The sequence below is a fragment of the Ruania zhangjianzhongii genome (genome assembly GCF_008000995.1).
In the GTDB taxonomy this organism is placed as follows: Bacteria; Actinomycetota; Actinomycetes; order Actinomycetales; family Beutenbergiaceae; genus Ruania; species Ruania zhangjianzhongii.
Genome location: NZ_CP042828.1, coordinates 1,356,982 through 1,369,832 on the forward strand (window position 1 = coordinate 1,356,982; position 12,851 = coordinate 1,369,832).

At 68.1% G+C, this 12,851-nt stretch carries 10 protein-coding genes; 8 read left to right on the forward strand and 2 right to left on the reverse strand.

Annotated features, from left to right (window positions below):
* Positions 1-106 precede the first annotated feature (106 nt).
* Together FU260_RS06245 and FU260_RS06250 are read left to right on the forward strand one after the other, a co-directional pair.
* Complete coding sequence (locus FU260_RS06245; protein WP_147916276.1) at positions 107-691, forward strand: HhH-GPD-type base excision DNA repair protein; 585 nt, start codon at positions 107-109, stop codon at positions 689-691.
* A gap of 380 nt (positions 692-1,071) precedes the next feature.
* Complete coding sequence (locus FU260_RS06250) at positions 1,072-2,460, forward strand: multidrug effflux MFS transporter (RefSeq protein ID WP_235912223.1); 1,389 nt, start codon at positions 1,072-1,074, stop codon at positions 2,458-2,460.
* Positions 2,461-2,709: 249 nt separating this feature from the next.
* On the opposite strand, the gene FU260_RS23520 is transcribed toward FU260_RS06250, so the two are convergent.
* Together FU260_RS23520 and FU260_RS06260 are read right to left on the reverse strand one after the other, a co-directional pair.
* Entirely contained in the window at positions 2,710-2,847 is a 138-nt protein-coding gene (locus FU260_RS23520; protein ID WP_168211677.1) for a putative transporter small subunit, read from the reverse strand.
* A 30-nt stretch (positions 2,848-2,877) separates the two neighbouring features.
* Entirely contained in the window at positions 2,878-4,569 is a 1,692-nt protein-coding gene (locus FU260_RS06260; protein ID WP_147916277.1) for a sodium:solute symporter family protein, read from the reverse strand.
* Positions 4,570-4,976: 407 nt separating this feature from the next.
* Here FU260_RS06260 and FU260_RS06265 point away from each other — a divergent pair, with 407 nt between their 5' ends.
* The 6 genes from FU260_RS06265 to FU260_RS06290 all read left to right on the forward strand — a co-directional run bounded on the left by FU260_RS06265 (position 4,977) and on the right by FU260_RS06290 (position 12,790).
* Complete coding sequence (locus FU260_RS06265; protein WP_168211678.1) at positions 4,977-6,467, forward strand: aldehyde dehydrogenase family protein; 1,491 nt, start codon at positions 4,977-4,979, stop codon at positions 6,465-6,467.
* Between the two features lie 56 nt (positions 6,468-6,523).
* Positions 6,524-7,636, forward strand: coding sequence for a peptide chain release factor 2 (gene prfB, locus FU260_RS06270; protein ID WP_147916279.1), 1,113 nt, complete (start codon positions 6,524-6,526; stop codon positions 7,634-7,636).
* A gap of 275 nt (positions 7,637-7,911) precedes the next feature.
* The gene (gene ftsE, locus FU260_RS06275) at positions 7,912-8,601 is read left to right on the forward strand and encodes a cell division ATP-binding protein FtsE (RefSeq protein ID WP_147916280.1); all 690 of its coding nucleotides are present in this window, start codon (positions 7,912-7,914) and stop codon (positions 8,599-8,601) included.
* 11 nt (positions 8,602-8,612) lie between these two features.
* Complete coding sequence (ftsX, locus tag FU260_RS06280; RefSeq protein ID WP_147916281.1) at positions 8,613-9,527, forward strand: permease-like cell division protein FtsX; 915 nt, start codon at positions 8,613-8,615, stop codon at positions 9,525-9,527.
* A gap of 5 nt (positions 9,528-9,532) precedes the next feature.
* Positions 9,533-10,918, forward strand: coding sequence for a M23 family metallopeptidase (locus tag FU260_RS06285; RefSeq protein WP_147916282.1), 1,386 nt, complete (start codon positions 9,533-9,535; stop codon positions 10,916-10,918).
* 78 nt (positions 10,919-10,996) lie between these two features.
* Entirely contained in the window at positions 10,997-12,790 is a 1,794-nt protein-coding gene (locus FU260_RS06290; protein WP_147916283.1) for a glycerophosphodiester phosphodiesterase, read from the forward strand.
* Positions 12,791-12,851: the final 61 nt, after the last annotated feature.

The following is a 12,851-nucleotide window of genomic DNA, read 5'->3' on the forward strand; positions in this document are numbered from 1 at the left end:
GGTCCGAGCGTGAGCACCTCCTGCCGCCTGATCCCTCGCCGCTCTCGTCGCTCGTCGGTGCTGGACCGCTGGCCCGCGATCGACCGGATCGTGGCAGCATGGAGCGATGGGAGACTCGCTCTGGCTGACCGGTGATGACGCTGCCGACCGCTTGCTCGCATCCGACCCGCTCGCGCTACTGATCGGGATGTTGCTCGACCAGCAGGTCGCTATGGAGACCGCGTTCGCCGGGCCGGCCAAGATCGCCGACCGGATGGGGGAGCTCAGCGCAGAAGGGATCGCCGTGGCGGACCCGGACGAGTTCGCCACGCTCTGTGCCACTCCGCCCGCTGTGCACCGGTTTCCGGGGTCGATGGCGGGGCGGATCCAGACGCTCTGTCAGGTGCTGGTCAGTGAGTACGACGGCGATGCGGCGGCTGTGTGGACCCGCGACGAGCCTACCGGCGCGGAGATCCTCCGCCGGCTCAAGGCACTCCCTGGCTTCGGGGACCAGAAGGCGAAGATCTTTCTCGCGCTGCTGGGCAAGCAGCGTGGCGTGCGGGCGCCCGGCTGGCGTGAGGAGGCGGGCGCGTACGGCGACGAGGGTGCTCGTCGCTCGATCGCTGACGTCCGTGACGCCGAGTCGCTGGTGGAGGTCCGCGCCACGAAGAAGGCGGCGAAAGCGGCGGCGAAGGCTGCTAAATCGCGCTGACCACCAGGCGGCGGGCAGGTGGCCAAGCGGCGGGCAGGCGGCCAGGTGAGAGGGTCGCTCGGCCGCCAGGAGGGCGTTCGTTACCGGGCCCGGTGAGGCGATACCCGCGAGCACTACTCACTGCAGGAAGTAACGACTGATTCGATTCAACCCGATGGTCGATTCAGTCCCGTGGTCGATTCAACTCGGTCGTGGGGCGGCGTGGACGGGATTGTCGCGGGAATCACACCGAATGTTCACGAAACGATTCGACCGTGGTCACATGGACCGAGCACAATAGGACCTGGGTCGCTTTGCGCCCCCATTATCCTGCCCGCGCGCCGGTCCCGTCTCATCCGGCCGCCTCGGCCCGCCCCGCCTGCTCCCCGGAATGCTGCCCTGTGACTACTGACGCCTCCGTTCGCCCCGCTATGTCCGCCGTCGACGGCGCCCCGCACCGTGCCCCGGTGGAGGAGACCTCCGCTGTGGTCGCCGCTGCGGGCGTTACTGACGCCCCCGTCGCCACTGACGCCCCCGTCGCCACGGCCCCCACCCCTGACGCTCCAGCCACTGCGACACCGGCACCCCCGGCGCGCCGGCGATCCTCCACGGTCAAGCTCGTCCTCCTCCTCGGCGCGATGGCCGCCCTCGGGGCATTGACCACGGACATGTATCTCCCCTCGCTCCCGGAGGTGGTCGTCGACCTCGCCGCCGGTGAGGCCTCGGTGCAGTTCACCATCACCGCCACGCTGATCGGTGGTGCACTCGGCCAGTTGCTGATCGGCCCGCTCTCCGACCGGTTCGGACGCCGGGCGCCGGTACTGGTCGGGGTGAGCGTGCACATCGTCGCCTCCCTGCTGTGCCTGTTCGCCCCGTCAGTGGCGCCGCTGATCGCGCTGCGGATCATCCAGGGGATGGGTAACGCGGCAGCGGCCGTCGTGGCCGTCGCGGTGATCCGGGACCGGCTGATCGGTGCGGAGGCATCCGCGATGCTCTCCCGGTTGATGCTGGTGATCGGTGTCGCTCCCTTGCTCGCCCCGACGATCGGCGGGCTGATCGCCTCGGTATGGGACTGGCGGGCGGTCTTCGTCGCCCTCGCGCTCTACGGGGTGGTGCTGGCGGTGATCGTGTGGAAGTTCTTGCCCGAGTCACTGCCGGCGGAGAAGCGGATCCGGTCCAACCGGGCAGTGGTCGGCTCCTACCGGGTGCTGCTGAAGGACCCGCAGTTCCTCGCCCTGGCGCTGCTGCCCGGTCTGGCGATGGCCGCGCTGTTCGCGTACGTCTCCGGCTCCCCGTTCGTGATCCGGGACGGCTACGGGCTGACCGAGCAGCAGTTCGCCATCCTGTTCGCGGTCAACGGCCTCGGCCTGGTGCTCGGTGCCCAGGTGAACGCAGCCCTAGTGCGCAAGTTCGCCCCGGTACGGATCATGCGCCTGGCGCTGCCCGCCTCAGTGCTGACCTCGATCGTCCTGCTGGTGATGGCGGCGACCGGTGCAGGCGGCCTGATCGGACTGTGCATCCCGCTCTGGCTGATGCTGGCGATCAACTCGCTGATCCCGCCAAACGCCTCCGCGCTGGCGCTGACCCGGCACGGGGAGCGCGCCGGTGCCGCGGCAGCGCTGATCGGCTGCTCCCAGTCCGGTGTCGCCGGGCTGGTGGCCCCGCTGGTCGGTCTGGTCGGCGCGAATGCTCTCGGCATGTCCGTGGTGATCGTCGGGGCGATGGTGGCCGCGCTCGCGGTGCTCGCCCTGGGCACTCCCGCCTACCGTCGCGGCGGCTGGGTGATCTGAGCCGCCCGGCCCAGCCGATCACCTGCCCCCTGGCCGCTCCGGTTCTCCGGAATGGCCAGGGGGTAGTCGTTTCTGCCCAGCAGAACAACGACGGCGCCGCTCACCTGGGCAGGTGAGCGGCGCCGTCGTACCGGGCACAGTAGGCCGAACCAGGCCGGCTCAGAACTGGCCGGCTCAGAACTGGCCGGCTCAGACCAGGCCGGCTCAGAACAGGCCGGCTCAGACCAGGCCGGCGGAGAGCAGGCCGGCTCAGACCAGGTCGCGGCCTTCCTTGCGGGCGGTGCGCCACTCGGAGAAGAACGCCTTGCAGATGACGAACAGCACTCCGGCCACCAGCACCGGCCAGATCAGCACGTACGCGGTGAGCAGCACGGTGGAGAGGGACATATCGGGCTCCTTTGTTGGCAGGGAAGTGGGTCAGCGGCCGGGGACCGCAGTCGCGTCGGAGGGCTCGTCCCCGTCGCGCAGCTCCGCGCTCGGATCGAAGTCGCCCACGCGCTGGGCGATCACGGCGAAGTCGAACCGGCTCGTGCTTCGCCAGGACAGTGCCACGCACACCAGCGTGGACACCGAGTAGGCGACCAGGGACGCGCTCAACGTGGCGTAGTCGTGCAGCGTGCCCAGTGCCCATGGTGCAGCGGCCAGCACGCCCAGTACCGCGACGATCTTGCCCACCTTGGCGCCGAAGAAGCCGAAGGCCATCAGCCCGAGCACCACGCCCACGCCGAGCACGGCCAGCACGTCCACGACGATCCCGACCGCACCGGCCATCGGGATCAGCTCGAAGCGCACCGGCAGGAAGCAGGCGATCGCGGCGATCACGGAGATCGTGAAGGCCTTGTTGGTGACCTTGTCCCAGTAGAAGCTCGCGATCACCGGGAACACCAGGGCACCCCACAGAGCGCCGACGAATACGAGCAGGTCCAGGATGTTCAGCTGCAGGCTGGCGAACGCCACGGCCGCGGCGGTGGCCACGATCATCGTCAGGCGTCCCACCAGCAACATCACCTTCGGGTCGGCCTTGTCCTTACCGGCCACGTTCTGCCCGTAGACGTCGGTCATCACGATCGAGGACAGCGCCGCCAGGTCCGAGTCCGCCGTGGAGGACAACGCCCCGATGATCATCACGAAGAACAGCACCAGCAGCACCGGTGGCAGGTACTGCGCCGCCATCTGCGGGATGATGTTGTTCAGGTCGCCGCCGGTGGGCTCAACACCCAGGTAGAGCGCGAGCACGCCGAGCATGCCGACGCCGATCACCATGGCGCCGTAGCCCACGGTCGCGGTGACGAAGGTCCGCTTGATCAGGTCCTCGCGGACGGCGAACAGCCGCTGGGCAATGGTCTGGTTGCCGATCGCATAGGCGAGCACGGCGGCGATATAGGGCGCTCCCTGGTGCAGGAACGCCTCGCTGGAGAAGAAGTTGCCTTGCTCGGCGGTGAGGTTGGCCCCGCCGGTCTCGAACGCCGTCGGGAAGTCGGCGGCGAAGAAGATGAACGGCACGATCACCGCTACGGCGCCGAGCATCGCGACCACCTGGACGAAGTCGGTGAGCACCGAGGCCCGAAAGCCCGACCACAGCGTGTAGAGCAGCACCCCGCCGGCAACCACGAATACGCCCTGGAGGAAGGTGAACGGGGAGAGTAGGGCGACCAGCGCACCACCGGCGATGAAGTTGGACATCAGGCTGATCACCGAGCCCACTACGTTCGATCCGGCCAGCATCAGCTGGCTGGACCGGCCGTGCCGGGCGAACATCACTTCGGCGAGCGTGTGTGCTCGTGGTGCCACCGCGCGGATGCGCTTGCCGAACGGGTAGATGAACAGGATCATCAGCGCGCCCCACAGCCCGTAGTGGATCGGGCCGGAGATGCCGTAGGTGTAGCCGGAGGTGGCCGAGGCGTACATCGACGAGGCCCAGATCCAGGTCGCCGTCATGCTCGCCGCCGAGACCCCGAAGCCGATCTTGTTGCCGGCGGTCATGTAGCCGTCGGCATTCTCCTGCTTCTTCCCGATCCGGGTGGAGATGAGGAACGTCCCGCCGTAGAACAACAGCAAGATGAGAACGACCGTGACCGCGCCGAGCGCGGTCGTAGACGGGTGAGCCACGAACACTTTCCTTTTGTCGGGGGATTCTTCTCTCGCGAGGGCGCCTGGACAGCACGAAAGCGGGTGCGGCGTGGTCCGGGCGCTGCGGACGCGCCGGCCTCGACCGCTGCCGAACCGGGGCGCTCACGGGGTGCTCTGGGTGTGCAGGCCTCTTGGCACTCACCTGATGCGAACTTGGTCAGTGGCTGTCCCACTCTTGACCAGAAAGCGGCGAATCCTTGGGATTCGCCTGCGGTCCGTTGATGACGCGCCTAGGGGCAGGCGGCTGCAGCCCATGGCAGTTCCGAACCATGACACGCGTTCGGTGTCCATTCAACTTTGCCTCCCTGCCCGCAGTGCGGTACGTACGCCCGCGTGCGCCGGCGCCGATGTTGGCGCGAGCGGTGGGAAAGGGGCACAGTGGAGGGATGAGCGCCACCACCACCTCGACCCCGATGTCGGAGGTTCTGCACCTGCAGCGATCCGCCTTCCACCGCGACGGACCCCCGTCGGCCGGCGTCCGGCGGGACCGCATCGACAGGTTCACCAGCGCCGTCGTCGCCCGCACCGACGAGCTGGTGGAGGCGATCTCCACCGACTTCGGCCACCGGTCCCCGGTCACGACCCTGGTCACCGACCTGGCCACGTTCGCGATCGAGGCGGAGCATGCTCGCGCCCGAGTGGCCGCCTGGATGCGCCCCTATCGCCCCTGGGGTCGAGTCGGATCGCTGGCGGCTCGAGCCGGCGGTCTGGACGCCGCCGTGCACCCCTCACCACTCGGTGTGGTGGGGGTGATGGGCATCTGGAACTTCCCGCTGAATCTCACCGCGATCCCGGCGGTGTCCGCGCTCGCAGCCGGCAACCGAGTGATGATCAAGATGCCCGAGCACCTGCCGCTCACCTCGGAGGTGTTCGCCAACGCCGTGCACGACGCATTCGACGTCGAGGAGATGGCCGTGTTGACCGGGGACGTGAGCGTCTCCCGCGAATTCGCCTCGTTGAACCTGGACCACCTGTTCTTCACCGGGTCCGCTCGGACCGGCTCGGCGGTGATGGCCGCGGCGGCGAAGCGCCTCACCCCGGTCACCCTCGAGCTCGGCGGGAAGAACCCGGTGGTGGTCTCGCCGGTCGCCGCCGAGAAGCGCTCGGTGCTGCGCCGCGCGGCCGAACGGGTGGCGCAGGCGCGGGTGGTGAACTCCGGGCAGGTGTGCATCTCCCCGGACGTGGTGCACGTACCCAGCTCGGCCACCCGGGCGTTCGTCCAGGACGTGTTCGCGACCTGGGGCGAGGTGATGCCGGAGATGTTCGCTGCCGACGACGTCACCACCTTGATCGACGACGACGCCTACGAGCGGATCTCCGCGCTGCTCGAGGATGCCGAGTCCAAAGGTGCCCAGGTGCTGTCTTCGGTGCGCTCGGACGAGTCCGGGCAGGAAGCGCTGCGGGCGGCGCGGATCCTGCCACCGACCGTGGTGCTCGGGGTCACCGAGGAGATGACCATTTCCTCCGAGGAGGTCTTCGGGCCGGTACTGGCCGTGCACTCCTACACCGATGTGGACGAGGTGATCGACTCTTTGGCCGAGCAGCCCGCCCCGCTGGTGGCCACCTGGTACGGCCCGGACGATGCCGACTACCGGCGGTTCGTGTCCCGCACCCGCTCCGGTGGGGTGGCACGCAACGACTGGGCACTGTCCCAGTCGCTGCCCGGGCTGCCGTTCGGCGGGGTCGGCGGTTCGGGGATGGGGCAGTATCACGGCAAGTTCGGGTTCGACACCTTCTCCCACCACCGCACGGTGGCCAGCTCGAACCTGCCGTTCTCGTTCGCGTCGCTGGCCATCCCCGGTGACGAACGCATTCCGGCCGCCGTGCGGTCCCTGCTCGGCCAGTACCGGCGGATCGTGGCGCGCCGGCTGCGCTGAGCTGCTCATCGGCCGACGACCAGGGCCGGCGGTGACGTCGCGTACCCTTGCCAACTGTGGCTATCGACTTCTCCGAGGAGATCCAGAATCTCCGGCATACCCTGGACCAGATCACCGCGGTCACTGACCCAGATGAGCTGAGGGCCCGGATCGCGGAGCTGTCCGAGCAGGCGGCCGCACCGGACCTCTGGGACGACCCGGACTCCGCCCAGCAGGTCACCAGCAAGCTCTCCCACGCCCAGCACGATCTGGAGCGACTGGAGAGGCTGGCCGCTCGGATCGAGGACCTCGGGGCTCTGGTGGAGCTCGCACACGAGGAGGACGACGAGGACACCCTTCAGGAAGCGGGCAACGAGCTCACCTCGATCCGCAAGGCGCTGTCCGAGCTGGAGGTCCGCACGCTGCTCTCCGGTGAGTACGACCAGCGGGAGGCCGTGGTGACCATCCGGGCCGGTGCCGGCGGTGTGGACGCCGCAGACTTCGCCGAGATGCTGATGCGGATGTACCTGCGCTGGGCCGAGCGCAACGGTTACGGCACTGCTGTGCTGGACACCTCCTACGCGGAGGAGGCCGGCCTGAAGTCCGCGACCTTCGAGATCAAGGCGCCGTACGCCTTCGGCGTCCTCTCCGTGGAGGCAGGCACCCACCGGCTGGTGCGCATCTCGCCGTTCGACAACCAGGGCCGCCGGCAGACCTCGTTCGCCGCAGTGGAAGTAGTTCCGTTGATCGAGCAGACCGACTCGATCGAGATCCCGGAGGCGGATATCAAGGTGGACGTGTTCCGCTCCTCCGGCCCCGGCGGGCAGAGCGTGAACACCACGGACTCCGCCGTCCGGATGACGCACCTGCCCACCGGGATCGTCGTCTCGATGCAGAACGAGAAGTCCCAGATCCAGAACCGCGCCGCTGCCCTGCGCGTGCTCCAGTCCCGGTTGCTGCTCAAGCGCCAGGAGGAGCAGGACGCTGCGAAGAAGGCCCTCGCCGGCGATGTGAAGGCCTCCTGGGGTGACCAGATGCGCTCCTACGTGCTGCAGCCGTACCAGATGGTCAAGGATCTGCGCACCGAACACGAGTCCGGCAACACCGCGGCGATCTTCGACGGCGAGATCGAGGACTTCATCGATGCCGGCATCCGCTGGCGTAAGCAGCAGGAGGTCGACGGCGAGTAGTCGTCTCTCCCGGCCCGCTCGCGCGGGTTGGCGCTGCTGGTGCTGCCCGCTCGGCCGGGCCTTTCGTGCACCCTGGCACGCGAGCGAGGCAGATCCGCCTCGATGGCGCTGACCGGCCGGAGAATCCGGGCTATTCTGCGATCCAGGGTACGAAGGACGCCACCTTTGCCCAGGCCACCTTCGGCGTGTCACAGCAGACAGGAGCGAATCGCTGTTTATGGTGCCAGTGGCCAGGGTTTGTCCTTCCCCCATCCCCGAGACTGGCCAGGCAGCACGTGATTCGGTTCAAGAAGGTGTCCAAGGTCTACGCCCGCGGGGCTCGGCCTGCATTGGACCAGGTGTCCCTCGAGGTCGAGCGAGGCGAGTTCGTCTTCCTCGTCGGCGCCTCTGGTTCGGGCAAGTCGACGTTCCTGCGGCTGGTGCTGCGCGAGGAACGGCCCACCTCCGGGTCTGTGTTCGTGGCCGGCCGCGATCTGGCGCACGTCTCCACCTGGAAGGTGCCGCACCTGCGCCGCCAGATCGGCTGCGTGTTCCAGGATTTCCGGCTGCTGCACAACAAGTCGGTCTTCGACAACGTGGCGATCGCCATGCAGGTGATCGGCAAACCGCGGCACCAGGTGATGACCACCGTGCCGGAGACCTTGGAGATGGTGGGGCTGGCCGGCAAGGAGAAGCGGCTGCCGCACGAGCTCTCCGGCGGTGAGCAGCAGCGGGTCGCGATCGCCCGTGCATTCGTGAACCGGCCGGCGATCGTGCTCGCCGACGAGCCGACCGGCAACTTGGACCCGACCACTTCGGTGGGCATCATGCGACTGCTGGACCGGATCAACCGGACTGGCACCACGATCGTGATGGCCACCCACGACGACGAGATCGTCGACCAGATGCGCAAGCGCGTGGTGGAGCTGGTGGACGGGCAGATGGTGCGTGACCAGGACCGCGGCGTCTACGGCGCGGCGCGGTAAGGGGGCTGATCATGCGAGCACGCTTCGTCCTCTCCCAGATCGGCAACGGTCTGCGCCGGAACATCGCCATGGCCGCGTCGGTGGTGCTGGTCACGTTCATCTCGCTGGCGTTCGTCGGCGCCGCGATCTTGCTGCAGATGCAGATCTCGAACATGAAGGACGACTGGTACGACCGGGTCGAGGTGTCGATCTTCCTCTGCCCGGAAAGCTCCAGCGTGCCCAACTGTGCCAACGGAGAGGCCACTGAGGACCAGGTGGCCGAGCTGCAGACGCTGCTCACCTCGGATGCGCTCAGCGACTACGTCGACGAGGTGTACGTCGAGACCAAGGACCAGGCGTACGAGGCCTACCTGGAGCAGTTCGGTGACCAGGAGTGGGCGCAGTCGATCACGGCCGAGCAGATGCAGATGTCCCTGCGGGTGTCTCTGGTGGACCCGGAGATGTACCAGGTGGTGGCCGATGAGGTCACCGGCCGCCCCGGGGTGGAGTACGTGACGGACCAGCGTGCCATCCTCGAGCCGCTCTTCCTCATCCTGAACCGGTCGACGATGCTCGCCGCGGGACTGGCCGGTCTGATGACGATCACCGCCGTCATGCTGATCACCACCACGATCCGGCTCTCCGCGATGAGCCGGCGCCGGGAGACCTCGATCATGCGGCTGGTGGGTGCCTCGAACTTCTTCATCCAGCTGCCGTTCATGCTCGAGGGTGCGCTTGCCGCCCTGCTCGGCGCTGTGCTCGCAGGCGGGGGACTGTGGCTGGGGGTGAGGTATGTCATCGAAGACTGGCTGGCCGGCTCGGTGCGCTGGGTGAATTTCGTGGATACCTCCGATGTGCTTCTGGTGGCGCCGATTCTGCTCGGTATAGGGATCGTGCTTGCCGCGATCAGCTCCCTGGTCAGCCTCAGCCGATACACGAAGGTGTGAGAACGATGCGACTGTCCTCGACGACCGCCGGGATCCGTGCCCGCGTTCTGGCCGTGGCGCTGCTCGCTGTCTCCGCGCTGCTGGTCGGGCTGCCCAGCGCCAGCGCGGACAACCGCGACGACCTGGAGCAGCAGCAGGAGCAGAACGAGGCCGAGCGCGAGGAGCTGTCCGCACAGCTCGAGGGCACCAACTCCGAGCTGGCGGACGTCTATCTGGAGCTGGACGACATCGAGCGGCGCCTGCCGGTGGCCGAGACCGAGCTGGCCGCTGCCAACGACGAGCTGGCGGCCGCGCAGCGGGAAGCCGAAGCGGTGCAGAACCGCCTCGAGGTGGCCCAGGCGCAGCGTGCAGACCTCGAGGATCAGATCGCCGAGTCGGAGTCGGAGATCGCGCACACCGAGACGGCGATGGGCGAAGTGGCCCGATCCGCCTACCGCGGCGGCCAGCAGGCCTCCACGCTCTCGGTCGTCCTGGAGGCCACCTCCGCCGAGGACTTCGTGGACCAGTACTCGGTGATGAACTCCGCGATGCGCAGCCAGAACCAGGCCCTCACGGACATGGAGTCCCTGATGGCCGTCAACCGGAATCGCCAGGCCCGCCTGGATGCGGTCGAGGAGCGGGTCAACGAGCTCAAGGAAGAGGCCGATGCCGCGGTGGTCCGGGCCGAGGAGGCTCGCCAGCACGCCGCCGACCTGCTCGCCGAGATCCAGCAGCTGCAGCAGCAGCAGCAGGCGCGCAAGTCTGAGCTGCAAGACCTGCGCACGCAGTACCGGGACCAGATCGGTGAGATCGAAGAGGACAACGACCGTATCGCCGACGAGATCGCCGAGATCGACCGGCGCGAGCGCGAGGCGGAGCGGCGCCGCCAGGCTGAGGCGCGCCGGCAGGCGCAACAGCAGGCGCAGAGCTCGCGTGGCGACCGGGACACCGGCTCCTCGGGTTCCTCCGGTTCGTCCGGGTCCTCCGGCAGCAGCGGTGGCAGCTCGTCCCTGATCCCGCCGATCAGCGGACTGCGCGTCACCTCGCCGTACGGGATGCGCTGGTACCCGATCACCGGCGGCTACTACATGCACCAGGGGGTCGACCTCGGGTCGGCCTGCGGGCAGGCGCAGGGCGCCTCGGCGGCAGGCACGATCTCCGCTGTGCGGCCCGCCCCGAACGGCACCCACGGCAACCAGGTGATGATCAACCACGGCACGATCAGCGGCAACACCTACGTGACCGTGTACAACCACCTGTCCCGGTTCGCGGTCTCCACCGGGCAGAGCGTCTCCCAGGGGCAGACGATCGGCTACACCGGCGCGACCGGGATGGTCACCGGCTGCCACGTGCACTTCGAGGTGTGGCGCAACGGCTCCACGATCGACCCGATGGGCCTTCCCGGCTTCTGACCTGTCGGCCAATCTCGTCACCGAGGCGCCCTACCGCCAGTTGCTGAATGACCTTGCGATCGTCCCTAGCCTGGTGCGATGAGTGCAGTCACCGCTCGCGGCACGTCTGTCGCCACCTGGCGGTCGGTGCGCAGCGCGGCCGGGATGCTTCGCGCCCGTTGGTTCGCGGTCCTGGTGGGGATGGTCTGCGTCCAAGGAACGCTGGTGTGGTCGATGCCGTTCCTTCTCGCGCTGGTGCACGCGACCCTGCGGCAGCTAGATCTCGGCGGTGTGAATCAGTACACCGCCGCGACCGTGCTCACCTCGCCACTGGCGATCCTCGTCCTGGTGGTAGTGGCGGTGACAGCCACGGTTCTCGTGCTCGCCGAAGTGACACTGTTCGCGGTGATCGGACACCTCACGCTGGAGGGCGAACGGGTCACCTTCACCAGTGTCCTGCGTCGATCGAGAGCGACCGCACGCAAGATGGCCGGCTGGCAGGGTCTGCTCCTCATCCCGTACCTGACCGTGCTGCTGCCGATCTCCGAGGTCGGCTTCTCCTCGTTCCTGACCGAGCACGTCGCGATCCCGAAGTTCATCAGCGGTGAGCTGCTGAAGACCCCTTCCGGCACCGTCCTCTACCTCCTGGTGATGGGCGCGGTGGTGTACGCCATGCTGCGCTTCCTGCTCTTCCCCGCCATCATCTCCGGCTTCGAGGACAGGATCGTTCCCGCGCTGGGGCGCAGTCTGCGCCTGACTCGGTGGCGGGCGCTGATCGGCTTCGGACTGGTCATGCTGGCGACGTCGCTCCTGGCGTGGATCATCCTCGTGCTGCTGGGCGGGCTGGGACTGGCGCCGGTCGCTTGGGCTCGAAGCCACACCGCGGCCGGGGTGGTGCTGGGGCTGCTGGAGCTGGCCCAGTTCCTCGTCGCTGGCTTCGCGGCCGCGTTCCTCGCGTTCTCCTTCGTCGCCTCCGTTCGGGCCAGCGCGGACCGTCCGATCGAGGTTCCCTCGAGCTCTCCCTCCGGCCACCGCACCCGAGCGGTATCGGGTGCGGTGCTCGTCGTGGCCGTACTGAGCGCTACACCCCAGGTGGTTGCCGCGATCAACGGCGCCGCGGCGGCAGCGCAGACGTCACCGGAGATCATCGGTCACCGTGGTTATCCGGCACGCGCTGTGGAGAACAGCCTTGCGGGACTGCATGCCGCCGACAACGCCGGAGCAGACATGGTCGAGATGGATATCCAGGAGACTCGCGACGGTGGCTTCGTGGTCATGCACGATGTCGGCCTGCGTCGGCTCGCGGGCGTGGACCGCGCCGTGTACGAGCTCACCGAAGACGAGGTCACCGCACTGACCCTGCGGCAGGGCGGACACACCGCACCAGTTCCGACGCTCGCCGAGTTCGTCCGCGAGGCCGACGCTCGGGGTGTCCGTTTGCTGGTGGAGGTGAAGCCGCACGGTCACGAGCAGCCAGAGTTCGCGCGCCGGGTCGTTGCCGAGCTCGACCGGCTCGACCCGGACCGCACCCACATGATCCAGTCGCTCGACCGAGACTTCATCGAGGAGATCTCCCGGCTCGATCCGGACCGGCCGACAGCCTACGTCGTCGGTTTTCAGATCGGGAACCTCCCCACCGCCAGTACCGATGCCGTGGTGATCGAGGACTGGTCCGTCCACGACCGCATGCTCAACGAGGCGCACCGGCAGGGTCGCGATCTCTACACCTGGACGGTCAACGAGGTCGGTCTGCTCAGTGATCACATGGCCCGTGGTGCGGACGGCGTGATCACCGACGAGGTGGATCGAGCGGTCGCTGTCCGGGAGCGTCTGACGGCCGACCCCCTGACGTTCTATCGTGAGCGTGCCCGCGGGCTCGTCGCTATCCGATAGCGACGAGCCGAATTCGGCTGGGGTGGAGCCGGTGCGGGGGCCTAGGCTGGTACCGCTGCAG